The 25628-nt window shown below is 60.3% G+C and carries 15 protein-coding genes and 1 pseudogene; 12 read left to right on the top strand and 4 right to left on the bottom strand.

The features are described from left to right. Position 1: 1 nt before the first annotated feature. The 3 genes from ACZZ0Q_RS11990 to ACZZ0Q_RS11980 form a co-directional block, all read right to left on the bottom strand. Positions 2-3097 (bottom strand): multidrug efflux RND transporter permease subunit, encoded by a 3096-nt coding sequence (locus ACZZ0Q_RS11990; protein WP_463542172.1) that lies wholly within the window; start codon positions 3095-3097, stop codon positions 2-4. Beyond that, entirely contained in the window at positions 3094-4263 is a 1170-nt protein-coding gene (locus tag ACZZ0Q_RS11985) for an efflux RND transporter periplasmic adaptor subunit (RefSeq protein WP_463542173.1), read from the bottom strand. Before ACZZ0Q_RS11985 ends, ACZZ0Q_RS11990 begins: the two co-directional genes overlap by 4 nt. A gap of 327 nt (positions 4264-4590) precedes the next feature. Continuing rightward, on the bottom strand, positions 4591-4851 hold the full coding sequence (locus ACZZ0Q_RS11980) for a hypothetical protein (protein ID WP_463542174.1): 261 nt from the start codon (positions 4849-4851) through the stop codon (positions 4591-4593). 168 nt (positions 4852-5019) lie between these two features. Between ACZZ0Q_RS11980 and ACZZ0Q_RS11975 the strand changes: the two genes are divergently transcribed. The 12 genes and pseudogenes from ACZZ0Q_RS11975 to ACZZ0Q_RS11920 all read left to right on the top strand — a co-directional run bounded on the left by ACZZ0Q_RS11975 (position 5020) and on the right by ACZZ0Q_RS11920 (position 23152). Continuing rightward, complete coding sequence (locus tag ACZZ0Q_RS11975) at positions 5020-5946, top strand: pyridoxal-phosphate dependent enzyme (RefSeq protein WP_463542175.1); 927 nt, start codon at positions 5020-5022, stop codon at positions 5944-5946. Between the two features lie 186 nt (positions 5947-6132). Next, positions 6133-7833, top strand: coding sequence for a circadian clock protein KaiC (gene kaiC / locus ACZZ0Q_RS11970; RefSeq protein ID WP_463542176.1), 1701 nt, complete (start codon positions 6133-6135; stop codon positions 7831-7833). Further along, positions 7830-8204, top strand: coding sequence for a circadian clock KaiB family protein (locus ACZZ0Q_RS11965; RefSeq protein ID WP_122496367.1), 375 nt, complete (start codon positions 7830-7832; stop codon positions 8202-8204). Before kaiC ends, ACZZ0Q_RS11965 begins: the two co-directional genes overlap by 4 nt. After that, a complete protein-coding gene (locus ACZZ0Q_RS11960; protein WP_463542177.1) occupies positions 8201-8548 on the top strand; it encodes a circadian clock KaiB family protein in 348 nt (115 codons plus the stop codon). The genes ACZZ0Q_RS11965 and ACZZ0Q_RS11960 overlap by 4 nt, the downstream gene beginning before the upstream one ends. Before the next feature lie 10 nt (positions 8549-8558). After that, positions 8559-10199: a response regulator gene (locus ACZZ0Q_RS11955; RefSeq protein ID WP_463542178.1), complete on the top strand. Its 1641-nt coding sequence runs from the start codon at positions 8559-8561 to the stop codon at positions 10197-10199. Positions 10200-10363: 164 nt separating this feature from the next. Next, a pseudogene (locus ACZZ0Q_RS11950) lies at positions 10364-10486 on the top strand (ESPR-type extended signal peptide-containing protein); the annotation flags it as partial. Between the two features lie 114 nt (positions 10487-10600). Then, positions 10601-18271 (top strand): two-partner secretion domain-containing protein, encoded by a 7671-nt coding sequence (locus ACZZ0Q_RS11945; protein WP_463561019.1) that lies wholly within the window; start codon positions 10601-10603, stop codon positions 18269-18271. 24 nt (positions 18272-18295) lie between these two features. Beyond that, complete coding sequence (locus ACZZ0Q_RS11940; protein WP_463538830.1) at positions 18296-18628, top strand: hypothetical protein; 333 nt, start codon at positions 18296-18298, stop codon at positions 18626-18628. A gap of 89 nt (positions 18629-18717) precedes the next feature. Beyond that, entirely contained in the window at positions 18718-20079 is a 1362-nt protein-coding gene (locus ACZZ0Q_RS11935; protein WP_463538831.1) for a UDP-glucose dehydrogenase family protein, read from the top strand. 47 nt (positions 20080-20126) lie between these two features. Then, on the top strand, positions 20127-20966 hold the full coding sequence (gene galU / locus ACZZ0Q_RS11930; RefSeq protein ID WP_122496359.1) for a UTP--glucose-1-phosphate uridylyltransferase GalU: 840 nt from the start codon (positions 20127-20129) through the stop codon (positions 20964-20966). Between the two features lie 192 nt (positions 20967-21158). Beyond that, positions 21159-22514, top strand: a complete 1356-nt coding sequence (gene gorA / locus ACZZ0Q_RS11925; RefSeq protein WP_463538832.1) for a glutathione-disulfide reductase — start codon at positions 21159-21161, stop codon at positions 22512-22514. Between the two features lie 2 nt (positions 22515-22516). Further along, positions 22517-23152: a trimeric intracellular cation channel family protein gene (locus ACZZ0Q_RS11920; RefSeq protein WP_122496574.1), complete on the top strand. Its 636-nt coding sequence runs from the start codon at positions 22517-22519 to the stop codon at positions 23150-23152. A gap of 50 nt (positions 23153-23202) precedes the next feature. On the opposite strand, the gene ACZZ0Q_RS11915 is transcribed toward ACZZ0Q_RS11920, so the two are convergent. Beyond that, positions 23203-25563, bottom strand: coding sequence for a tetratricopeptide repeat protein (locus tag ACZZ0Q_RS11915; protein ID WP_463538833.1), 2361 nt, complete (start codon positions 25561-25563; stop codon positions 23203-23205). Positions 25564-25628 lie beyond the last annotated feature (65 nt).

The following is a 25628-nucleotide window of genomic DNA, read 5'->3' as shown; positions in this document are numbered from 1 at the left end:
CTCAGTGTTCGGTGGCAACGAGCGGCGCCGCCTGGCGGCGGTGGAACCACCGCTCAAGCGCCAAGTATATGACCGGCGTGGTGAACAGCGTCAGCGCCTGGCTGACCAACAAACCGCCGACCACGGCAATACCCAGCGGTTGGCGCAACTCGGCGCCGGTGCCAAAGCCGAGCATCAGCGGCAGGGCGCCGAGCAGGGCGGCGAGGGTGGTCATGATGATCGGCCGAAAGCGCGTGAGGCACGCTTGGTAAATCGCATCCTGTGGCGACAACCCGCGCTCGCGCTGGGCTTCCAGGGCGAAGTCGATCATCAGAATGCCGTTTTTCTTGACGATGCCGATCAGCAGCACCAGCCCGATCAGCGCCATGATGGAAAAATCCTGCCCGCACAGCCACAGCATCACCAGCGCGCCCAACCCGGCCGAGGGCAGGGTGGAGATGATGGTCAGCGGGTGCACGAAGCTTTCATAGAGCACGCCCAGAATGATGTATACCGCCACCAGTGCCGCGAGAATCAGCCACGGCTGACTGGCCAGCGAACTCTGGAACGCCTGTGCCGCGCCCTGGAAGTTGCCGCTGATTTCAGCCGGCATGCCGATGTCGAGCTTGGCCTGATTGAGCTCGCGCACCGCATCGCCCAGGGCCACGCCCGGCGCCAGGTTGAACGACAGGTTGGCGGCCGGGAACATGCCGTCGTGGGCAATCGACAACGGCCCGCTGGTGGGCACGTCGACCTTGGCCAGGGCCGACAGCGGCACCATCTCATCGGTTAGCGGCGAGCGCAGGTAGAAGAAGTTCAGGCTCTCGGCTTTGCCGCGCTGCTGCTCGTTGAGTTCCAGAATCACCTTGTACTGGTTGGTCTCGGTCTGGAACTCACTGATTTGCCGCTGCCCGAAGGCGTCGTACAGCGCTTGGTCGACATCGCTGGTGGTCAGCCCGAAACGCGCTGCCGCACTGCGGTCGATGCTGATGTGGGTGATGCTGCCGCCCAGTTGCAGGTCGTTGGACAGGTCGCGAAATGCCGGGTTGCTTCGCAGTTTGTCGGTGAGCCGTTGGGTCCACAGGTTGAGGCTTGGGCCGTCGTTGCTTTTCAGCGTGTACTGGTACTGGCTGCGGCTGGGGCCGGCGCTGAGGTTGATGTCTTGCCCGGCGCGCAGGTACAGCACGATGCCGGGAATGGCCATGAGTTTGGGGCGGATGCGGTCGATGAATTGGCTGGCCGATACATCGCGCTCGCCCCGTGCTTTAAGGGTGATCCAGAAGCGGCCGTTGGCGATGGTCTGGTTGTTTCCGGAGACGCCAACCATATGGGAAAACACGCTCACGGCCGGGTCGGCGGCGACGATTTTTGCCAGCTCGCGGTGCTTGGCGACCATGTCGGGATAAGAGATATCCGCCGCCGCCTCGGTGGTGCCGAGCACAAAGCCGGTGTCTTGCACCGGGAAGAAGCCCTTGGGAATAAACACGTAACCCACCACCGCCAACAGCAGGCTCGCAGTGAAGAGGCCAAGCATCAACCGTTGGTGATTCAAGGCGCGGCGCAGGCCGTTGTCATAGCGGCTCAGCAGCCAGTCGCCAAAGCCTTTGCGCTCGCCGGTGTGGTGCGCCTGGGCGCGCATAAACAAGGCGGCCAAGGCCGGCGCCAGGGTTAGCGACACCACCACGGAAATCAGAATGGTCGAGGTCGCGGTCAGGGCGAATTCCTTGAACAGCCGCCCGACCACGCCGCCCATAAACAGCAGCGGAATAAACGCGGCAATCAGCGAAAAGCTGATCGACACCACGGTAAAACCAATCTCGCCCGCGCCCTTGATGGCCGCTTCGCGCATGCCTTCGCCAGCTTCCAGATGCCGGTGAATGTTCTCCACCACAACGATGGCATCGTCCACCACAAAGCCGACGGCCACGACGATGGCCACAAGCGTCAGGTTATTGAGGCTAAAGCCCATCACATACATCAGCGCAAAGCTGGCAATCAGCGACACCGCCAGCACGCTGGTGACAATCAAGGTGGCCGACCACTGGCGCAGAAACAACGCCATCACCGCGACCACCAGCAACACGGCAATCAGCAGGGTGATTTCCACCTCGTGCAACGAGGCGCGAATGGTTTGCGTGCGGTCGTTGAGCACAGAAACCTGCACCGACGCCGAAAGCATGGCCTGCAAGCGCGGCAGCTCGGCCTGAATACGGTCAACGGTGTCGACGATATTGGCGCCCGGCTGGCGGAAGATCACCAGGTTGAGCCCCGGCTGGTCGTTCGACCACGCCTGCACATAGGCGTTTTCCGAGCCATCGATCACCCGCGCCACATCGTTCACCCGCACCGGCGCGCCATCTTTGTAAGAGACGATCAGCTGGCCGTAATCCTCGGGGTGAAACAGTTGGTCGTTGGTGGCCAGGGTGGAAATGCTCGACTCGCCATACAGCGCGCCCTTGGCCAGGTTGAGGCTGGTTTGTTGCAGCGCCGTGCGCAGGTCGGCGAGGGTCAGGCCGAGGGCGGCGAGTTTGTCCGGCGAGGCTTGCACACGAATGGCCGGGCGTTGCTGGCCGCTGATGTTGATCAGGCCAACGCCATCAATCTGGCTGAGCTGGCGGGCCAGAATGGTTTCGGCCTGGTCACTGAGTTCGGTGCCGGGCATTTGCGTGGAGCTGACGGCGAGGATCAGCACCGGGCTGTCGGCCGGGTTGACCTTGCGCCAGGTGGGCAGGCTGGGCATGTCTTGCGGCAGCTTGCCGGCGGCGGTGTTGATGGCCGCTTGCACTTCCTGGGCGGCGCTGTCGATGCTCTTGTCGAGGGTGAATTGCAGAATCAGGTTGGTCGAGCCCAGGGCGCTGGTGGACGTCATTTGGGTCATGCCGGGAATGGCGCTGAACTGCACTTCAAGCGGCGTGGCCACCGACGAGGCCATGGTGTCCGGGCTGGCGCCGGGCAACTGCGCGTTCACCTGAATGGTCGGAAATTCAGCCTCCGGCAACGGCGCCAGCGGCAGCTGCGGAAAGGCCACCAAGCCCAGCAGCACCAGGGCGAAGGTGAGCAACAAGGTGGCGACCGGGTGATCGACACACCAGGCCGATACCGCACCGCGCCCGGTCACGGCTGCACCTGTGCGGTGGTGGCGGCCGGTTCATCGCTCAACACCTCGATTTTCGCCCCCGGCTTCAAGCGCGACTGGCCATCGCGAATCAGCACGGTGCCGGCTTCAATAGCTGCCGGCTGCACGCCTTGGATAATGTTCAGCTCGCTGTCTTGATACAGCATCTTTACCGGCACGCTTTCCACCGTGTCGCCGTTAACGCGGTACACGAAATAATTCTCCAGCCCGCGCTGCACCACTTGCGGCGGCACCACCAGCGCGCCGTGGTCGACAGCGGTTTGCACCTTCACCGTGACCAGTTGGCCCGGCCACAGGGTTTGCTTGGCGTTGGCAAACTCAGCCTTGGCCCGCAGCGTGCCGGTGCTGGCGCTGACCTGGTTGTCGATCAAACGCAACTGGCCCTGAGCGAGCAGGGTGCCGGTTTGTTCGTGGTCGCTGAGGTAGGCGTTGACGAGCGCCGGTGTCGGCGCGTTGAGCAGCTGCTGCAAGGTGGGCAACAGGTTTTGCGGCAAGGAAAACTCCACGGCAATGGGGTCGATTTGCGTGACGCTGAACAGGCCTTGGGCATCGCTGACGCGCAGGAAATTGCCCGGATCGACCGTGCGAATGCCCACCCGGCCAGCGACCGGCGAGCGAATCTGGGTAAACGACAACTGCACCTGCGCCGCCGCAATCGCCGCCTGATTACCCTGCACCGTGGCCTTTAACTGGTCAGTCAGCGCCTGTTGTTGATCGAGGGTTTGCTTGGACACGCCGTCGTCAACGCTGAGCAGCTTGTAGCGCTTCAAATCCACCTCGGCGACATGCAACTGCGCCTGCGCCTGCCCGAGCTGCGCCTTGGCCTGATCGAGACTGGCGCGAATGGCACGGTCATCAATCTGCGCCATCAACTCGCCGGCCTTCACCCATTGGCCTTCCTTGACCAACAGCTGCGTGAGCACGCCATCAATCTGCGTACGCACCACGACGCTGTGCAGCGACAACACCGTGCCGATGCCACTGATAAAACGCGGCACGTCTTGTTGCTTCACCGCCACCACATGCACCGGAATGCCCACGGGGCCGGCAGTTTTGGTCGTATTTGCTTTCGGTAAAACGCTTTTTAAGGCGAGGGCAGCGGCCGCCACCAGCACGAGGGAGATCACGATTTTGCTGCGAGTGCGCATGCGGATGACGCCGGAGCTGGAATGAAGGGGAAGGTAGCGTGCCGTTATACCGGGTCGAGGCGGTCAGGAGGGTGACGGGCAAATGACGGGGCTGTCAGTTTTGGCGGGGTGGATCCCCGCGTTCGCGAGGATGACGGGGGGGCGGAGCATCGTCGTCACCTTCAAGATCCTGGATCCCGAATCGTCGGCCCGCCGCCTGCAAGGGGATGACGCAAGTGTAGGCGAAAAGGTGTGTTCAACGGTTTTAGAGTTTCAGAGCCAAAAGTTGCCGGGCAAAAACACCACCCCGAAACCCCCGCCTTCGGCACCGCGCTTGGGAAGCTTGGGTTAACTGGCGCAGCGGATTGGGGCAGGCATTGGCGACTCGGCGGGTGCCTGCTGCGCTTCTAGCTGGGCGCGTTGCGCGCCGGCTCGCCAGATTTTGAACAGGTCATGCTCGGTGAGCATCACCAGTTCGTCGCCCTTGTAGCCCAAGGTATTGATGCAGTCCTGGTCAAAGTGCTGACGTTCTATTTCGTCTCGGTACGCGGGAAGCGGTCGAGCAGTAAAGCGCACGGCGTGACTGAGCCATTCCTTGATTCGTTTCACTTCGCCGTCCTTGCCTGCCCGTATGAGATGGCGGCAAGAATATGGCATAGCGCCACTAGTGCGCACGCGCTATGTGTAGGGCGTTTGTGCCAATTGCGGGCTGAAGACTGAGGGCCGACGAGTCGAGTAGCATGACGCGCTCTGATTTGACGCCGCTTGAGGTTCGCTATGCCGCTGCACATCCAAACGCCTTTGTTGCAATCGCGCCCATTGAGCGTGCTCACCGATAAAACCGTGTGGCTCAAATTAGAAGCCGCGCAGCCGGTGGGCTCGTTCAAGATTCGTGGTATTGGCGCGGTGTGCGAAACCTACGCCAAGCAAGGCAAGCGCCGTTTTGTGTCCTCCTCGGGCGGCAACGCCGGCATCGCTGCGGCTTACGCTGGGCGGCAGTTGAATATTCCGGTCACCGTCGTCGTCCCTGAAACCACCACCGCACGCGCCAAGGCGCTGATCGAGCAGGAAGGCGCCGAGGTCATCGTGCATGGCGCTTCGTGGATGGAAGCGAACGCGTTGGCGCAGTCGCTGCTGGATGAACACAGCGCGTTTATCCATCCATTCGACAACGCCGAAATGTGGGCGGGCCACGGCAGCCTGATCGACGAGGTGGTGGCAGCCGGCGTCGATTTCGACGTGGTCATCGTCGCCGTGGGCGGCGGTGGTTTGCTCTCCGGCGTAGTCGCGGGCCTGCAGCGTAATGGGCTCAATCACGTGCCGGTGGTGGCGGTGGAAACACTGGGCGCGGATTCCCTGGCGCAATCAGTTGCCGCTGGCCAGCGCATTGAATTGCCGGCCATCACCAGCATCGCCACGTCGCTGGGCGCCAAAGCGGTGTGTGAAAACGCGTTTGCCCTTACCGGCCGCCACGACATTCGCTGCGCCACCGTCACCGACGCGCAAGCACTGAGCGCCTGCGAGCAGTTTCTGCATGATCATCGCGTGTTGGTTGAGCCGGCGTGCGGTGCCGCCTTGGCCACGTTGTACGACGTGGACGAGCACGACGCTTTGGCTGATTTTCAGCGGCCATTGGTGGTCGTTTGTGGCGGGGCGACGGCCACACTTGAGCAAATTCAGCAGTGGCGAAAAACGCTCGCCTGAATGCACAGGAACGCCCGTGCGGCGAGGCTTTTAAGGCGTTTAACCGGCCGCCGACGTTCCGCTGTTTGCCATCAAACTGCTATGAAATATCGATCTTTTTCGCCACACCGTAGTCTGAGTTGTTACGCCGCTTGATGCCGTGACGGGCATCCAGCACACACTCATGACTTTAAAAGGTGACCTCAATTGGCCGAGAAGCCCCATGCCTCTTCGCACGTTGCAGCACTGAAGAAATGCGCCACCGGCATTGCCGGTTTCGATGAAATTACCCTGGGCGGTCTGCCGCAGGGCCGGCCGAGCCTGGTGTGCGGTTTTGCCGGCTGCGGTAAGACCCTGTTCGCCATGAGCTTTCTGGTTAACGGCGCGCTGCAATTCGGCGAGCCCGGTGTGTTCATGAGTTTTGAAGAACGCACGCAAGACCTGATGGAAAACGTCGGCTCGCTGGATTACGACCTGCAAGCACTCATCGACCAGAAACTGCTGGCCATCGACCACGTGTACGTCGACAGCAGCGAGATCGAGGAAACCGGCGAATACGACCTCGAAGGTTTGTTCGTTCGCCTGGGCTACGCCATCGACAGCATCGGCGCCAAGCGCGTGGTGCTCGACACCATCGAAGCGCTGTTTAGCAGTTTCAAAGACACCGCCGTGCTGCGCGCCGAGCTGCGCCGGTTGTTTTATTGGCTCAAAGAGCGCGGCGTGACGGCGGTGGTGACCGGCGAGCGCGGTGATGGGTTGCTGACCCGTTACGGCATCGAGGAGTACGTGTCGGACTGCGTGATTCTGCTCGATAACCGCGTCGCCGATCAGATCACCACGCGCCGTCTGCGTGTCGTCAAATACCGCGGTTCGTCCCACGGCACCAACGAATACCCGTTCTTTATCGACGCGCAGGGTCTGACGGTGATGCCCATCACCGCCGCCGGGCTGGATCACGACGCGCCGGAAGACATCGTGCCGACTGGCATCGAAGGCCTGGACCAGATGCTTGAGCGCGGCGGCTATTACCGTGGTTCCAGCGTGCTGGTGACTGGCCTGGCCGGCACGGGCAAAACCACCTTTGCTGCCAGTTTTATTCACGCCAGTTGCCTGCGCGGCGAGCGCTGCCTGCTGTTCTCCTTTGAAGAAGCGGAGAGCCAACTGCTGCGTAACTTGGGCTCGGTGAACCTGGAACTGAAGAGCTACATCGATAGCGGGCTGCTGCGCGTGGAATCCACCCGTCCGAGCCTGTTCGGCCTGGAAGTCCATTTGGCGCGCATGTACCGGGAAATCGTCGAGTTCAAACCGCACAACGTGGTGGTCGATCCGATTTCCGCGTTCCACGGGCCGCAGTCGGAAGTGCACGCGACGCTGTTGCGCCTGGTCGATCTGCTCAAGCAGCGCAACATCACAACGGTGTTCACCAGCCTGAGCGATGCGAAAACCACGCGCGCGGGCTTGGATCGCGCCATTTCCTCGCTGATGGACGCGTGGGTTTCGCTGTCCAGCGTAGAGGCCGACGGCGAGTACAACCGCTTGCTCTATGTGCTCAAGGCCCGTGGTATGGGGCACTCGAACCAAGTGCGCGAATACCACATCGACCAGCGCGGCATTACCTTGGTGACGCCGTATATCGGCCCAAAAGGGGTGTTGACCGGTTCCGCGCGCATGAGTCACGAAGCCCGTGAACGCCGCGCCGGGGAGCTGCGTCAGAAACTGAACGAGCAGCGCCTGCGCGGGAAGCAGAAAAGCCGCGATGAGTTGGAACGCAAAATTGCCGAGATGCGCGCCGCCCTGGACGCTCAGGAGGAAGAGGACTCGCTGCTGGACCACGATGAAATCAGCCAATTGCAAAGCGACGATGAGATTCGTCGGCAGCTGGCCCGGGCACGAGGAGTTCTCGAATGACCACCCCTGATTTGCACGATCCCGACTCGCACACCGTTGCCGGCACCGCCACCACCCCGGCGATTGACCCCAACGCCGTCGGGCAGCCGGGGCACTACGCCCTGCGCTTGTACATTGCCGGGCAAACGCCGAAGTCGGTGACCGCCTTGCGCAACTTGCAGCGCATTTGCGAGGAATACCTGTCGGGCGTGTATTCCATTGAAGTGATCGACTTGCGCGTCACTCCACAACTGGCAGCAGGCGACCAGATTCTGGCCCTGCCGACCTTGGTGCGGCACCTGCCGACGCCCTTGGTGAAAATTATTGGTGACCTGTCCAACACCGACAAAGTGCTTGTCGGCCTGGATATCCGCCCAGAGCCAGTCAATTGAGTTTTACACCGCCACCTGAACAACCACCGGTTGCCACCCCCGGTGTGCAATCGGCTGACGACTCGCAGGAACACGGCGAGCGTTTGCAGCTGCGCTTGTATGTGTCCGGCAGCACCGCTCGTTCCACGCGGGCCATCACCAACCTGAGAGCGCTGTGCGACACCCACTTGCCTGGCGCTTATTCATTGGAGGTCGTCGATATCTACCAGAACCCGAGTGCGGCGCGCGAAGCGCAAATCATCGCCGTGCCCACGCTGATGAAACTCAAGCCGCTGCCGGTGCGCTTGCTTATCGGCGACCTGTCCGACACCGCTACCTTGCGTAGCGCGCTCGGTATTGAGTGAGGGATTGCCGATGATCGAACGCGCCATAGGGCTGACCGACGAGCAATACATCCAACAGCTGAGCGACAAGCTGCGCGAAGCCGAAGAAACACTCGAAGCCATTCGCACCGGGGCGGTGGACGCGCTGTTTATCGACACCGGCGAAGCGGTAAGCGTGTACACCCTGGAAAGCGCCGACCGGCCGTATCGCACCCTGGTCGAGCAAATGCAGGAAGGCGCGGTGACGTTATCGCGCGACGGCTTCGTGCTGTATGGCAACGAGCGCCTCGGCGAGATGGTGCGCCGGCCGCTGGAAAAAGTAGTGGCCCATGATTTCGCCGATTTCGTCGCGCCCGCCGAGCGCGAACGCTTCCGCCGCTTTATCGCCAACAGTGCCGAAGAAGCGGTGCGCAGCGAGTTCAATTTGCTGGCCGCCGACGATCAAGTAACGCCCGCTTACCTGTCATTCCGCGCCCTGGCGCTAGACAGCAGCGAGGAGCCGATTATTTGCGGTGTGGTCACCGACCTCACCGAACGTCGCTTGCTGGAAGCGCGTTTGAGCCAGGCGCAAAAAATGGAAGCGGTGGGGCAACTCACCGGCGGCCTGGCGCATGACTTCAACAACTTGCTGCAAGGCATCAAAGGCAGCCTGGACCTGATCGCGCGCCGGCCCACGTCGGAAAAAGTAGTGCGCTGGACCGAGGCCGGACTCAAAGCCGCCGACCGTGGTGCCAAGCTCACCGCGCAGTTGCTGGCGTTCTCGCGCTCGCAAAAACTCGAATTGCAACCGCTGCGCATCAACTCGGTAATTCGCGACATGACCGACCTGCTGGTGCGCACCATCGGCACCACGGTGCGCATCCGCCTGAACCTGGAGCCGAGCGAGCACTACGTACTCAGCGACCCCACGCAGTTGGAGCTGGCCATCCTCAACTTGGCGCTCAACGCCCGCGATGCCATGCCCACGGGCGGCTCGCTGAATATCACCACCCAGCATCATCCCGACCCGGTTGAGGGCGCGCCGTATGGCGTGATGCAAATTTGCGTGGCCGATACTGGCGTCGGCATGAGCGAAGACGTGCGCCTGAAAGCGTTCAACGCGTTCTTTTCCACCAAAGGCATCGGCGCCGGCACCGGGCTGGGATTGGCGCAAGTGCAGAGCATCGTCGAGCAATCCAACGGCTGGGTGCGGCTGGTGTCGGCGCCGGGTTGTGGCACTCAGGTGTTCCTCACCTTGCCGTACACCCGCGACAGGGCGTTGATCGAAGTGCCGGCCGCTGCCGCAAACGAGCCGCTGAAACAGGGCGGTAAGCAGGTGATGCTGATAGACGATGATGACGACGTGCGTCGCGTTGTGGTCGACATGCTCGAAGCCCTCGGCCATCAGGTACGCGAAGCCAGCAGCGGCCTGGCGGGCCTGAAGCTGATCGACGTGCAGATGCCTGATCTGGTGCTGCTGGACTTCGCAATGCCGCATCTCAACGGCGCGGAAGTGGCGAAACTGCTGTTGGAAAAATACCCACACTTGCCAATCATTTTCATCAGCGGCTTTTCCGACACCGCACAGTTGCAGGCGGCTGTGGGCAGCAGCGCCACCGTGTTGCGCAAACCGTTCACCATGGACCGGTTGAGCGACATGCTGGATCAGGTGGTGGGCGGGCCGGGCGACTGAATAATTTAGAAAGGAAAAGTCGTTACGGAAGTTTCTTCAGTGATGCGTCGATTACGCAGCGCTTTTGAATAGGATTCCTGTCGGGGTTGTCGGAACGGTCCTGCTACCTGATTTATCAGCGGACCTTAGAGTGCCGGGCATTCAATTTCTTATGAGTGCCTGTCATGAACACCCGCTGCTTTCGGCTGATCTTCAGCAAACCCCTGGGCTTCTTAATCCCTGTCGCTGAAATTGCTACTGCCCAACGAAAGCCTGGTCAGCAACCAGCCTCAAGCGTTGTTCCAGTCATCAAGCCGTTAGGCTTTTCACTTAAACCTGCTCTGTTGTCTTTGCTTGTGGCAGGTTGGCCAAGCTGGGCTGCTGCCGAGATTCTGCTGGATCGAAATGTTGCTGGGACCAGCATGGCGAGTGCAGCCAATGGCGTGCCGGTGATTGAGATCGCGACCCCCAATAGCAACGGTCTTTCCCACAACCGTTTTGGCCAGTTCGACGTGGCCAACCCTGGCGTTATCTTCAACAACAGCATGGTCAACGGCACGAGCCAGATTGGCGGGGCGGTGCTGTTAAATCCGAACTTGAAACGCACAGCGAAAGCGATTCTCACGGAAATCACCGGCAACCAGCCCAGTTCAATCAGCGGCACGTTGGAAGTGTTCGGCGATGCGGCGGACTTGCTGATCGCCAACCCCAACGGCCTGACCCTGAACGGCGTGACCACGCTGAACACGTCGCGCCTGACCGTGAGCGCCGGGCGTGTGTCCGATGCTGATGGCAGCTTGAAGTTGTTGGTCGATAAACACAGTGGTCAGGTCTTGATCGGCGCCGACGGCGTCAACACTTCGGGCCTGAGTTACTTCGATATCGTCGCCCGTTCGGTGGCCTTAAACGGCGTGATCGGCTCCGAAGCGTTGCAGACGGACCTGAACATCGTGGCCGGCCAAGGCGCCTACGGCACAGGCACCCACACCTTCACTGCAACCGCTGGTGCGCAAGGTTCTGGCGTCGCCATTGCCGGCTCGGCAGCAGGCGCCATGCACGGCCGGTATATCAACCTGATCAGCAGCGACAGCGGCGCCGGGGTTCGGCACGACGGGCTGATTTTGGCGGCGCGGGATATTCAGATAAGTGCCGATGGCGATGTCGGACTTAAAGACGTTGGCGCCGGCGGCAGCATCGCTGTCGGCTCATCGAAGCGGTTTACCAACAGCGGCACGCTGAGCGCCGAGGTTGATTTACGCATTGCGGCTAGCGACCTGATTAACAACAAAGACGCCTCGTTAAGCGCCGTCGATCGGGTACGGATAGACGTCGCCAATAGCCTGAAGAACAGCGGCACGATTCGCGGCAAAAACCTTGGCGTCGCGACTCGGACATTGGAAAACAGCGGGACGTTTTTGGCTGACGAAAAGGCTGAGTTCAAGGTTAGCGGTGATCTTCTCAACCAAAACGGCGGTGGCATTTACGCGCAGAAAACCGTGGCGCTGGATGTCGGCGGTAAGCTGCTAAATGCCGGATCAATAGTGGCCGGCAATCAGCTTGTTCTGGACGTTGGCAGCTACCAAAACACCGGCACCATCACCTCGCTAGACACTGCCAGCCTGAGCTTCAAAAACGGTGGCAATGCAGTCATCGACGCCGCGTTCCGCGCCCCGCAAGCAGCCAATCTTTTCACGCTGTCCGCCCACCACGTCACCATCACGCACGAGTTCAGCACTCCCGGTTCGGTACATATTCTGGCCACCGGCGACGTGCGCAACCAAGGCGCGATCATCATCGGCAAAACCTTGGCCATCAGCGCCAAAGGCCTGATCGAAAACGCTCCGGGCAAGCTTATGTGGGCGGGCGAAAACCTCAGCCTGCAAGCCGGCACGCAGTTGCTTAACGGTGTCAAAAGCCAACTCCTGGCCATGGGCGACATGAGCCTGAGTGCGGGCGAAAAAGTACAAAACAACGTCGGCCGTATCGAAGCGCAGGGCAATGTATGGATCGACACGCCGCTGCTGGAAAACCTGAGTAAAAGCACCGGTGGCGTGGTGACCGCGAGCGTGGCCAACGAAGATGTGTGGCTCTCTAAAGCAGACGGCTTGATCGAGCGCGACTACTGGAACATCAAAATCGATCTGCCGGTTTACGCCTCCGATTTGAGCATCGAGCAGGCGGTGATCAAGGCGGGCGGCAGTTTGCTGCTCAATCAGGATACGGCCAACGGCAGCGGCGCGACCGTGCGTAACGTCGGCGGGCTGATGGCCGCCACGGGCGATGTGCTGATTGACGGCAATCTGAAAAACGAGGGCATGTTTACCTCCAAAACCCTGGTCGAGATTTTGAAGGCGGCGCCCACGCAGTATTACTTCAGTAATTCCCTGATCGGCACCCCTACGGGCCAACGGGTTTATCAGGATGGTTTGTATGGCTTGCTCAATGACTTTTTGAGCGCCAAAGGTGGCAGCGGCAATTGGGTGGAGACGCTTAAGTTAGTCAACAAACCCGGCATCGATCAGGTGCTCAGCGCGGTGTTAGGTGCGGATTGGAAAGCCCTCAGCCATGACCAGCTGCGTGGGCGATGGGCGACGTTCAAGACCAGTGCTTCTGACAAGTCGCAACACTACTACGCCGACACCCAGGCAGAAATTTCTGCCGGCAAAGTGTTCCTGCAAGAAGGCGGCACCTTTAAGAGCGGCGACGGGGGCACGTGGGTTGGGCAGCGGCCGATCACCGTTCAGGTGGGCAGCGAAACCGTGGAAAGTCTGGACGGCGAACTGGACGCCCAGTACAACCGCGAGCGGGCCGAGAACGCACTGCGCGATCAGCTGAAAAACCCGCTGTTCCGCCCTCGTGATCCGGCTGCCGATGGCGATGCGTTTGCGCGGATCAAACCGCTGTACGAAACCCGAGTGAGCTACATCGACCAGAGCCAGTACATGGGCTCGGATTATTTCCTGACCAAGATTGGCTACGACGCCGACAAAAGCGTGACCGTGCTGGGCGATGCTTATTTTGATCACCAACTGATCCTGCACAGCGTCGAGGAGCGGGTCGGTAATTTCTTTGCGCAAACCCAGCGGTTGGGCGGAGCGCAGCTGGTTACTCAGTTGCTAGATAACGGTGCAGCGCTTGCGGGCACAGCAGGTTTTAGCCTTGGCCAGCCCTTAACGGCCGAGCAAATTGCTGGCCTCAAAACCGATGTGGTTTGGTACGAAAATCAGCTGGTGGATGGCCAGATGGTCTTGGCGCCGAAGCTGTACTTAAGCCAGGAAACGATCGCGGCGCGGAATCAAGACGCCAACAGTTCGGCCTTGGTAGGCGGCGATAGGGTTCTGATTGATGCGGATTCGGTGGCGAACATCAACGGCACCATTCGTGGCAATACCGACGCTTTTGTGTACTCGAAAACCGACGTCAACAACGTCTCGGTCGGCGGCGCGCAGGCCGGTATTTTTGCCGGGCAGGGCGGTGAGGGTAAACCGGCTGGGCAGCTTGTAGTCACCGCTGAAAACAAGGTGCTGAACCAGGGCGGCGTGCTGAGCGGGTTCCAGCAAACCGTGGTCGGCGGCAATGGCGTAACCAGTTCAGCCACCACCGGCTATGACGAAAACGGCTACATGGTCGTGCGCGATAACGGGGTGATGGGTGTAGCGCTGACTGAAGAAAAACCGAGCGAGAAAAAACCAAATGAACCGGAGCCAACGCCTGAAGTGGCTGACGCTGATGTGGCCGACCCGGAAGCCAAAAAGCCTGAGAAAAAACCCGTTGTCGTAGAGCGCCCTGATGTACGCGCCATCTTCGAAGAGCGTCTGGCTGCTGGGCCTGTCGATGTTGAGCAAGGTTCGTCCCTCAGCGTGATTTCTGGTGGCGATATCGACCTGGTCGGCGCCATCACGCAATCGGACAACGTGCTGCTGCAAACCAGCGGCAACCTCAACATGAACGACTTGCACGAAGCCCGTTCCGCGTTTGATGCCGTGGGCGCCAGCGGCTTTTTATCGCAGGTCGACATCACCGAAATGGCCGCGTCCGCCAACTCGGTGGGCAATACCTTAAACGCCAAAAACCTCACCGTTCAGGCCCAAGGTGACTGGAATATTGTCGGTGGCGAAATCAATGCCGATACCAGCAACGTGCAGGTCGGTGGCGACATGAAAGTGGCCGCCGGTAAAGATCTGGCCTTCCACGAAAAAACCGTGAAAACCACGCAGCTGGTGATCAGCGCGGGGGTCGGTGCCGGCGGCTATGAAGCCAACGGCATGTGGGGTTCGGCAGCGGCAATCGACACGCGTCTGCCTTCGCCATTTGACGGTTTGGCTGAAGGCGACCCCGTCACGCCCAACGTCCGAGGCCAAGCCAGCGCCGGCCGCTCTGCTGCCTCGCAGGCGCTGGCTAGCGAGGGAACCGGCGCTCGCACCGGCGTCAACGCAGGCCGGGGCGCCACCAGCGGTGCCAACTTCAAAGTCGGCATCGAAACGGTGACCACCACTGACACCAGCGAATCGACCACTTTCCGCAACGCTCAACTCAATTTGGGCAGCGGCAGCGTCGATGTCGGCGGCACCTTTGATATGGGTGGTGCGGACATCAATGCCGGTTACCAACTGAGCCCAGAAGAGCGGGCGAAAATGACACCAGAGCAGCGTGTCGCGGCGACGAAAAACATGCCCACGCTAGACGTGACTGCCGGCGACATTAAAACCACCAAATACGAAAACACCGAGAAAATCACCCACACCCGCGAGGAGCTTTTTCTTGGCGTGACCGCCGAAGGCCACTCCTCGCTAGCGGACGTCGCCACGCAAGCCGCTCAGCTTGCTCATAAAAACCTCGGCACCGATGCCGTCGTCGATCCAAACGCACCGCCCGCGTCCTCGAAAACCCTGGCCACGCAAGACGGCCGCATGGAAGTTGATCCCGCGCTAACCGCCATGATGGCTGCGGGTTTGGCTACCCAAGTAGCCTTTGGCGAAGGCATCGGCGGCTCGGTCACAGCTGGCATGCAACACACCATCGAAACCCGCGAAAGCGAGCACCGCGCGGAAAACATTAACCAGATTGGCGGCAACATCAGCCTGACCAGCACCAAAGGCAACATCGCGCTCAACGGCGTGAACCTGCAAGGCGGCAAAGTCGCGATCAAATCAGCCGGCAACCTGACCCAGACGGCCGCGAAAAGCAGCAGCACCAGCAGCGAATCGGTGACCACCCACACCTCAGGTCTCACCGCCAGTATCGGTGCGGCGCCCACGGGGGTTGGCATGGGCGTGTCTGCTGGCGCCAGCGGCAGCTATGACGAAACCAACACCAAAACCACCAGCTACACCAATGGCATGATCAGCGGCACCGACATCAGCATCGAAACCGCCGGCGACCACAACCTGATCGGCTCGAACATCAAGGGCAACAGCGTCAGTGCCAAAATCGGTGGCAACCAGACCATCACCAGCGTGCAAGACACCTCGGAGATGGAACACACGCGCGGCAACTGGAGCGCCAGCGTCGGCGTGGCGATAACCACGGACGGCATCATCCAGGGCACCGCCAGCGCCAGTGCCTCGGGCGGCAAGGATTTCGACAACAGCAAATTGACCGCCGAGCAAGCGGGCATCAGCGCCGACAACCTGGACCTGAAAGTCGCCGGCAACCTCAACCTGACCGGCGCGCATATCACCTCAAAACCGGACCAGGGCAGCGTCGCTGTGGGCGGCAAAATCACCGCACAAACCCTGCAAGACAGCCGTGAGAAAGATGGCGGTTACGCAGGCGGTGGCGGCGGTATCAGCAAGAACGGCTTGCCGAGCGTGACGCTGGAATTTGGCCGAGTGGATCAGGTGCATTACACGGCTGAGAACGCGGCGACCATCGACGTTGGCGACCCAAGCAAAGTCAGCGCTGCCGGCGGCATCAGCGGTCCGTTGAACACCGATGCCAGCAAACAGCTCACCGTCTCGCAAAACAAACGCGTGGCGGGCACCGACGTGAAAGTCGAAATCTCCATCGGCGATGCGCAGGAAATCAAAGCGGGCGTGAAAAAACTCTTCACCCCGAAGGCTGGCCGAAGCGTGCACCTCGCCGACGCGCCAAGAACGCAGCCGCGCAAAGCCGACAGCGCTACAACCAAGGTCGCTCAGGCAGACGCACCGAAAGCAACGCTTCGCAGCTATACGGACATCGATGCGCCGAAGGTCAAACAAACCTTCGACCAACGCGTTGTCGTTAACACCGACATCAACAATCCCGTCGTCACCCAGGCCGCGCAAAACCTGGCGAACAAACACCCCGACACCGTAATCGTCACGCCAACCGCCGACGGCGGCCACAAAGTCCTGAGCGGCGCGCTGGCCGATAGCGGCAGCAAAAAAGTGGAAGTGGTCGGGCACAGCGACGGGCTGAAACTCGGCGGGATGGATGCAAAACAAATTACCGACGTGGTGCAAAAGCTTACTCATGACGGTGACAGCACTGTCGACAAAGTGGCCCTGGTGGGCTGCGGCACGGCATGTGCCAAAGACGGCCCGAGCTTGGTGAGTGAAGTGAGTGGTTTGCTGGAGCAGCAGGGCGCGCACACAAACGTGAAGGGCTACGAAAAGCCTGTTCATGTGGATGCCCAAGGGCATAAGCAGGCGGCAGCGGATGGTGCACCGCAGGCGCTGGGCAAATCCCAAGTCAGCGAAAAACCAGGGAACCAGCCAGCCGCCATCGAAGTTGACGCAACCTGGACAAAAACCGGAGAAAAGCAGGGCACCAATCCTGGCGGCACCTTTCTCTCACCAAACGGCGAGGCGTGGTATGTGAAACAGCCGCCTAGCGCCGACCATGCGTACAACGAAGTTCTTGCAAACAAGCTCTATCAAGCAGCCGGTATTGATGTTCCCGAAATAGGATTAGCGAAAATCGGCGACAAGGTCGGTGTGGCGTCGAAATTTATCGATGGCCTGAAAGTTGTTGAGGCGCACGAGCTGCCTGACCTGAAAGGCGCCTATGAGGGGTTCGCTGTAGATGCTTGGTTGGCAAACTGGGATGTCGTCGGCCTGCATAACGATAACTTGCTGAAAAATGGTGACAGCGCCTTACGCGTCGATACGGGCGGAGCACTGGATTACAGAGCGCTTGGTGAGAAAAAAGGGGACGCCTTTGGCGAGCGCGTAACCGAGATAAATACACTACGAGATTTTTCGCTGAATCAATCATCGGCCAAGGTATTCAATGATATTGAGGATCAGCAAATAATTGACTCGGTGAAAAAGGTGCAGTCCGTTTCCGACGCCACAATATGCCAGTTGTGTGATACGTGGGGGCCCGGCAGCCAGGCGGACAAAAAACAACTGGCGGACAAATTAATCGCCCGAAAAAACGATTTGAATCATGTGGAAGACTATTTGCAGCAGAAACAAACGTCGCCAGAGACGCCTTATCAGACGCAGTTACTAAAAGAGATATACGCGAAGTATCCGGAGAGTGTGGTGCAACATGCCATCCGCGACGTTGAAAATGCAGAAAACCTAAGCAATGCCGAAAGGGCCGCCATTGGGCTGTATATGCGTGGTCAATTATACGAAGCGAATCTCGGCCTTCGAGAAGGCGTGGCATCCTTCAATCCCAAAGATGAAGTCATTATGTATGGGCTTAACACTGCCATGAAAAAATATTGGGCGGCGAGAGCAGAGACAGGTGATATTTCGGTCACCAAGACTTACCGAGGTGGAATCGTGCCAACAACTTCTGCTCAGAACGGGAAATTAACCGATCCAGGTTACATCTCCACCAGCGAGCGTCTTGATACCGCTAAAAACTTTGCGGCGCGTGATGAGCGGAGCATTGTGCAAATTATCTTCGGACAATCAGGGATGCCCATAAAAAGCGACTTTTTTGGCAACGAAGAAGAAATTCTTTATAACCGTAACTCTACGTTTGATATTTTGTTTGACGGCCAAAATGCGTCGGATAAGAGGTTCGTGGTGCTGTCCGAAGATAAAATACCTGCGCACAAAGGACATCAATATGAAATGGATCTGTTGACCACGGAGCACGGTGCGAGTGAGCAAGTGGGGAAATCGGGTGTCAAACACGATGACAAGCCTTAATTACATACACGTTGTGAGGTGCTCATGAAACCTACCGTTCTCTGCGCCGGATTGCTGGCTCTCACGCTAGGCCCTGTCCTTAACGCCGCCGAAATCGTCGGTCAGCAGCGCACCATCACCCGCACCTACGTAAGCCCTGGCGCCAGCGGCAGCATCAGCGAGTCCAGCCGGCAAGAGGGCTCCAGCGGTTACGGCGGTTATCAGGTGCCGGATAATCGCTACAACTCCAACAGCACCTATCGAGGCTCTGGTTCGACGCACATTCGCGGCAATGTGCAGCAAAGCATCGAATATCCGGGAGTAGGGGAGTTCCAGCGCCAGCCCGGTAACGGCTCGGTGCAGCGCGAGCGTCGCTGAGTTTCGCTGTCACCGGCTTGTCGCCTCACCGTCACACGCTTGCCACTGCTTTTGGTTGCAATCGCTCTAACTCATTCGGAGAAGCAGCGATGCAGCTATGTGTGATTGGCGCGGGGTATGTGGGCTTGGTGACGGCGGCGTGTTTTGCCGAAATGGGCAATCACGTGGTGTGTGTGGAAACCGATCCTGCGCGCCTGGCGCAGCTGCAAGCCGGTGATGTGCCGATTCATGAGCCTGGTTTATCGGCGTTGCTCTCCGCGCATTTGGCCAGCGGCCAGCTGAGTTTTACCCGGCGCCTGGCTGAAGGCGTAGCGCGGGCGGCGGTGGTGTTTATCGCGGTGGGTACGCCCAGTGGCGAGGATGGCTCGGCTGACCTCAGTCACGTAATCGCCGTGGCCGAGCAACTGGGATCTACGCTGCGGCAGGCCTGCCTGGTGGTGAACAAATCGACGGTGCCGGTCGGCACGGCAGAGCGGGTGCAGCACGCCATTAACCAGCGCTTGCAGCAGCGCCAGCTGGGTTTTCAGGTGAGCGTGGCGAGCAACCCGGAGTTTTTGAAAGAAGGCTCGGCCATCGACGATTTCATGCGCCCGGACCGCGTGCTGCTGGGGTGCAACGACGCGGGCAGCGAGGTGCTGCTGCGCCGGCTGTACGCACCGTTCGTGCGCAACAGTGAGCGCGTGCTGAGCATGCCGGTGCGCGCGGCGGAGTTCAGCAAGTACGCCGCCAATGCCTTTCTGGCGACCAAGATTTCTTTTATCAACGAGATGGCGGGCCTGTGCGGCCTGTTGGACGTGGACATTGAACAGGTGCGCCGTGGCATCGGCAGTGACAAGCGCATTGGCACGCACTTTATCTACGCCGGCTGCGGCTACGGCGGTTCGTGTTTCCCTAAAGACGTAAAGGCGCTGATACACACGGCTGAGCAGAACGGTTTCGAACCGGCAATCTTGCGCGCGGTGGAGGCGCGTAACGCCGTGCAGAAAACCTTGTTGTTCGAAGCGTTGTACGACCACTTCAACGGCTATTTGCAAGGCCGGGTCGTGGCGTTGTGGGGCTTGGCGTTCAAACCGGGCACCGACGATTTACGCGAGGCTCCCAGCTTGGTGCTGCTTGATGCCTTGCTGGCCGCCGGGGCGCGTGTTCAGGCGTGCGACCCGGTGGCCTGCAAAGCGGTGGCGGCGCGTTACCCGCAGGCGCTCGCCAAGGGCCAGTTGCAGCTCAGCGAGTCCCCTTATTCGGCGGTGGAAGGCGCGGACGCGCTGGTGTTGGTGACGGAATGGAAGCAGTTCCGCCAGCCCGATTTCCGTCGTATTCGCGGTTTGATGCGCATGCCGGCCGTGTTCGATGGCCGCAATATTTACGATTCGTTGGAACTATCTGGGCTAGGGTTTCTCTATCGTGGCATTGGCCGCCCTGTGGCGGGCCATTGTAAGGCGAGTGCCGCCTGATTAGACTGCGCGGCACTAACGGTATGACCCTTCTTTCAAGGACTCACATGATCAAGAAATGCTTGTTCCCGGCTGCTGGTTACGGTACCCGTTTCCTACCAGCAACAAAGGCCATGCCCAAGGAAATGCTGCCGGTGGTGAACAAGCCGCTGATTCAGTACGGCGTTGAAGAAGCGCTGGAAGCCGGGCTTTCGGAGATCTCCATCGTTACTGGCCGTGGCAAGCGCGCCCTGGAAGACCACTTCGACATCAGCTACGAGCTGGAACACCAGATCAAAGGCACCGACAAAGAGAAATACCTGGTCGGCATCCGCCGCCTGATCGACAACTGCAGCTTCTCTTACACCCGTCAGGTTGAAATGAAAGGCCTGGGCCACGCGATTCTGTCTGGCCGCCCACTGATCGGTGATGAACCGTTCGCCGTGGTACTGGCAGACGACCTGTGCGTAAACGTCGATGGTGACGGCGTACTGACCCAGATGGTCAAGCTGTACAACCAGTTCCGCTGCTCGATCGTAGCGATCCAGGAAGTGCCGCAGGACGAAGTGTCGAAGTACGGCGTCATTTCCGGCGAGATGATTCGTGACGACATCTATCGCGTTAACAGCATGGTCGAGAAGCCGAAACCAGAAGACGCTCCGTCGAACCTGGCCATCATCGGCCGCTACATCCTGACCCCGGACATCTTCAAATTGATCGAAGAAACCGAGCCAGGCAAAGGCGGCGAAATCCAGATCACCGACGCGCTGATGAAGCAAGCCCAGGACGGTTGCGTACTGGCTTACAAATTCAAAGGCCAGCGTTTCGACTGCGGCGGCGCCGAGGGTTACATCGACGCCACCAACTTCTGCTTCGAAAACTTCTACAAGACGGGCAAGGCTTACTAAGCCGAAGCTGTGTTGTAAAAAAGGCCACCGTGAGGTGGCCTTTTTTTGTACTCGAAAATCCAGCACGGGTTTTTGTAGGACCGGCTTTAGCCGCGATGCTTGTGAACCCCAAAAGCATCGGGGCTAAAGCCGCTCCTACAGGCGCTCGGCGGGCGCTTTGCGCTATGCTGCCCGCCAGCTAAGGAGATTTGCATGACTTACGATTTCGACCTCTTCGTGATTGGCGCCGGTTCTGGTGGCGTGCGTGCGGCGCGCTTCGCTGCAGGCTTTGGCGCGCGGGTAGCCGTTGCCGAAAGCCGTTATCTGGGCGGCACCTGTGTCAACGTCGGCTGCGTGCCGAAGAAACTGCTGGTATACGGCGCGCATTTTTCCGATGAGTTCGAACAAGCTGATGGTTACGGCTGGACGCTCAATGGCACGCCGACCTTCGATTGGCCCACGCTGATCCGCAACAAGAACGCTGAAATTCAGCGCCTCAATGGCATCTACCGCAACCTGCTGGTGAACAGCGGCGTTACGGTGCTGGAAGCCCACGCGAAAATTACCGACCCGCACCACGTCGAGGTCGACGGCAAAACCTTCAGCGCCAAACATATTCTGGTCGCCACCGGTGGCTGGCCGGTGGTTCCGCCGATTCCCGGCCACGAACATGCGATCAACTCCAACCAAGCGTTTTTCCTCAAAGAGCTGCCAAAGCGCGTGCTGGTGGTAGGCGGCGGGTATATCGCGGTCGAGTTCGCTTCGATCTTCCACGGTCTCGGCGCCGACACCTCGTTGCTGTATCGCGGTGACCTGTTCCTGCGTGGCTTCGACGGCGCGGTGCGCAAGCACCTTAAAGAGGAAATGACCAAGCACGGCGTGAATTTGCAGTTCAACGCCGACATCGATCGCATCGACAAACAAGCCGACGGCAGCCTGCACGCCACACTCAAAGATGGTCGCGTGCTGGAAACCGACTGCGTGTTTTACGCCACTGGCCGGCGACCGATGCTCGACAACCTCGGTCTGGAAAACACCAACGTGCAGCTCGACGAGCGCGGGTTCATCAGCGTTAACGACGAATATGAAACCGCCGAGCCGTCGATTCTCGCCCTCGGTGATGTGATCGGCCGCGTGCAGCTCACACCGGTCGCGTTGGCCGAAGGCATGGCCGTGGCGCGTCGGCTGTTCAAGCCGGAGCAGTATCGCCCTGTGGATTATCAGCAGATCGCCACGGCGGTGTTCAGCCTGCCCAATATCGGAACAGTGGGCATGACCGAGGAACAGGCGCGCGATGCCGGCCACAAGGTGGTGATTTTCCAAAGCGACTTCCGCCCGATGAAACTGGTGCTGACCTCCAACCAGGAACGCACGTTTATGAAGCTGGTGGTCGATGCCGACAGCGACAAAGTGTTGGGCTGCCACATGGTTGGCCCGGACGCCGGCGAAATCATCCAGGGCTTGGCCGTGGCGTTGAAAGCGGGCGTTACCAAGCGCAACTTTGACGACACCATGGGCGTGCATCCGACCGCCGCGGAAGAATTCGTGACCATGCGTACGCCGGCGTGAGTATCGAAACGCTGTTCTACCTCAGTGACCTGTTCGGGGTTGCCGTGTTCGCCGTCACCGGCGCGTTGATGGCCGGGCGCAACGCCATGGACCTGTTCGGCGTGCTGGTGATTGCGCTGGTGACGTCGTTAGGGGGCGGCACGCTGCGCGATCTGATTCTAGACAACCACCCGGTAAGCTGGATCGGCAACGAGCTGTACTTGCTCGTCGCCTCGCTGGGCGCCCTCGGCACGGTGTTGTGGGCGCGTTTTATCAAGCCGCTGCCGGAAAAAGCGCTGTTGATTGCCGATGCCTTTGGCTTGGCCGTCTTCACCGTGATTGGCACCGAAGTGGCCATGCGCCACGGCGTGCCGACCAGTTCGGCGGTCATCATGGGCGTGATGACCGGCGTGGCCGGCGGCGTACTGCGCGATGTGCTGTGCAACCAGATTCCGCTGATCTTCCAAAAAGAGGTGTACGCCACCGCGTGCATCGCCGGTTCGCTGGTGTTTATCGCGTTGCTGAACCTGGGCGCCGGACATTGGGCGGCAACGGGCGTGGCGATGCTGGTGGTGTTGGTGACGCGCGTAGCCGCTATTTATTGGGGCTTGGCGCTGCCACGCTTTCAGTTGATGGACCGGCGCAAACACCCGCGTTAATCCGCAGGCAAACCCACGACCCAACCCAAGACCTTACGAACTCCCCACACTCACCGATTGGGCGCCGTCTGCAGTTCCGGATCATCCGGATTCTGCTGTTCAAGCTCCGCTTGCAGCACTTGTACTTTCTGCGGCTGCCCGGCTTCGTGCCAATAACTGATCAACGCCAGGCGGGCGTTGCGGTTCTCGGGCTGGCGTTTTAGCAAGGCTTCGAGCTGGTTACGCGCCTGCTCCGGTTTGCCGCTGTCGTGCAGGGCGATGGCGTACACGTAGCTGAATTGCGGGTCTTGTGGGTTCAGCTCGGCGGCTTTGGCCAAGGCCGCCATGGCGTTCTCACGGTCGCCGGCGCGTATTAGCGCCAGGCCAATGCTGTGTTGCAGCAACCCGGCTTCGGGGTGCCGGGTTATGGCTTCGTGAAGCAGTTGCAACGCGGCGGCATGCTGCCCTTGAGCATCGAGCAATTGCGCCAGACTGACCACGGCGGGCAGGAAGTCCGGGTTACGTCGCAGGGCCTCGCGCAAGGCCGCTTCGGATTGCCCGCCACGGCCCGTGTTCTGATAAAGCAGCGCCAGGTTGAAATTAGCTTCGGCACGGTCGCGCAGCGTCTGCTGAGCCGCTTCATAGTCCTTGATGACCGGCTGCCAGGCGCTATCGATGGTGGCGCGTTGTGCAACCGGCACGTTGGCCAGTTGCGACGCGGCAGCAAAGCGCACGGCGCGCACCGGGTCGCTCAAACGCGGGCTGAGCAGGCGCACTTGCTGTTCGACCGAGGCCATTCGCGCCACCGCGTCAACCGCCGCTGCGCGCACTTGCGGGTCCGCGTGGTTGAGGGCGATAACTGCCTGGTCCAGGGCGCGCTGACTTGGATACGTGGGCAATTGCGCCAGCACGGTGGCGCGGCGAATGGCAGGGAGGTCGGTACGTGCCAGTTGCTGCATCAGCATGCGCGCCGCTCCCGGCGAGCCATGCCGCGCGGCGAAAATGGCGTCGCCATAGCCGCCGTCTTTGACCGGCGTGCTGCCATACCAAACCTTGAATTGCTCGGCGATCTTGCTGGTTGCGGTGGTGTGGCAGGCGGCACAGGCGTCGGTACTGCCGAGCCTGGCCGATTGCGCCGGGCCGGGAATGCTCAGGCTGTGGTCGTGGCGGTAGTCGTTGACCATGTAGAGCTTGCCGGGCATATGGCAATCCACGCAGTTGGAGCCTGGCTGCCCGGTTTTGTGTTTGGTGTGCTCCGGCGCTTCGTAGTTCTTCGCTTTCAAACCGGCCGCGTCGATGCCGGCCCGCGAGGCTTTGCCGGCGGTGTTGTGGCATTGCAGGCACACACCGTTTCCGGGCGCTTTGAGTTGGTTGCTGTGGGGGTTGTGGCAATCGGTGCAGGTCACACCTTTGCTGAACATTTTGCTCTGGGTAAAGGAGCCGTACTCGAACACTTCGTCTTTGATCTTGCCGTCGACCTGATACAGCTCGGCCGTCAGGTTGGCCGGCACGTAGTCATCCATGAGCCGTGTGCTGGTGGTGTCGCCATCGCCCAAGGGCGCCCGACGGGAATGGCAGCGGCCGCAGGTTTCCACCTGGGCGATGGCGTCGCGGCTGCCCAGCGCCACACCAAAGCCTTTATCGGGTTGCTGCTTGTTGAGATTTTTCCCCGCGCTCCATTCCAGGTGGCGCGACGCCGGCCCATGGCAGCTCTGGCAGCCGACGCCGAGGTTGTTCCAAGTGCTGGCGAAGGTGTCCGTATGGGCGTTGAAGTTGCGTTTGAAGCCGGTGGTGTGGCAGTCCACGCACATGAAGTTGGCGTTCTGCGCCGCTTTGCTCCAGTGCAGATCATCGCGGAAATTCATCTTCTCGCCGGGGTACAACTCGAACCACCGCTGCTTCTGCGTATCCCACGCCACGCCGGAGGCCTGAAGGCGGCCGCCGGGCATTTCCAGCAGGTATTGCTGCAACGGCTCGACGCCAAAGGTGTAAGCCACTTTGAAGTCAGCGGGCTTGCCATCGGGGCCTGGCGTGTTGATCCAGAATGCGCCGTCGCGCTGGGTGAAGCGGCTGGTTTCCACTTCCCCGGTAAAGGTGGCGTTGTTGAAATTGCCGCGAACATGTTCGGCGCTGGCCGGCAGCATGGCCATCTGATGATGGGAACCGCTCCAGGCGTTGCTTTGTTCGCCGTGGCAGCTCTGGCATTGCCCTTCATCGACAAAGGAGGCGGGCGGTTGTGCCTTTTCGCTGCTCAGCGCGGCGGGCGATACCGTGTCCGGCTCGACGGGGGCGGTGGCGTGTTGGCGATACAGCCAGATGGGCAATGTCACCAGCAAAACGACGGCAAAAATGATCAGCGCGAGCGGACGGGCAGGGGCATCGGGGCCTGAAGGCAGGGTACGGGGAGGACGTTTGTTCGGGTACTTCGGCATGCAAACTTCCGTTGTTTTAACGCGCGCGTATCACAGTGGCATGCAGCTTCAGTGAGTCGAGCGGG

The organism is Pseudomonas sp. AC070 (genome assembly GCF_979258635.1).
Note: the sequence above shows the minus strand (reverse complement) of the source record. Positions and strands in the feature narration are given on the sequence as shown.

Bases quoted from the DNA above. Each gene is read 5' to 3' on its own strand.
- ACZZ0Q_RS11985 (WP_463542173.1), bottom strand. From the start codon at position 4,263: ATGCGCACTCGCAGCAAAATCGTGATCTCCCTCGTGCTGGTGGCGGCC.
- ACZZ0Q_RS11975 (WP_463542175.1), top strand. From the start codon at position 5,020: ATGCCGCTGCACATCCAAACGCCTTTGTTGCAATCGCGCCCATTGAGC.
- ACZZ0Q_RS11965 (WP_122496367.1), top strand. From the start codon at position 7,830: ATGACCACCCCTGATTTGCACGATCCCGACTCGCACACCGTTGCCGGC.
- ACZZ0Q_RS11955 (WP_463542178.1), top strand. From the start codon at position 8,559: ATGATCGAACGCGCCATAGGGCTGACCGACGAGCAATACATCCAACAG.
- ACZZ0Q_RS11945 (WP_463561019.1), top strand. From the start codon at position 10,601: ATGGCGAGTGCAGCCAATGGCGTGCCGGTGATTGAGATCGCGACCCCC.
- ACZZ0Q_RS11940 (WP_463538830.1), top strand. From the start codon at position 18,296: ATGAAACCTACCGTTCTCTGCGCCGGATTGCTGGCTCTCACGCTAGGC.
- ACZZ0Q_RS11935 (WP_463538831.1), top strand. From the start codon at position 18,718: ATGCAGCTATGTGTGATTGGCGCGGGGTATGTGGGCTTGGTGACGGCG.
- galU (WP_122496359.1), top strand. From the start codon at position 20,127: ATGATCAAGAAATGCTTGTTCCCGGCTGCTGGTTACGGTACCCGTTTC.
- gorA (WP_463538832.1), top strand. From the start codon at position 21,159: ATGACTTACGATTTCGACCTCTTCGTGATTGGCGCCGGTTCTGGTGGC.
- ACZZ0Q_RS11915 (WP_463538833.1), bottom strand. From the start codon at position 25,563: ATGCCGAAGTACCCGAACAAACGTCCTCCCCGTACCCTGCCTTCAGGC.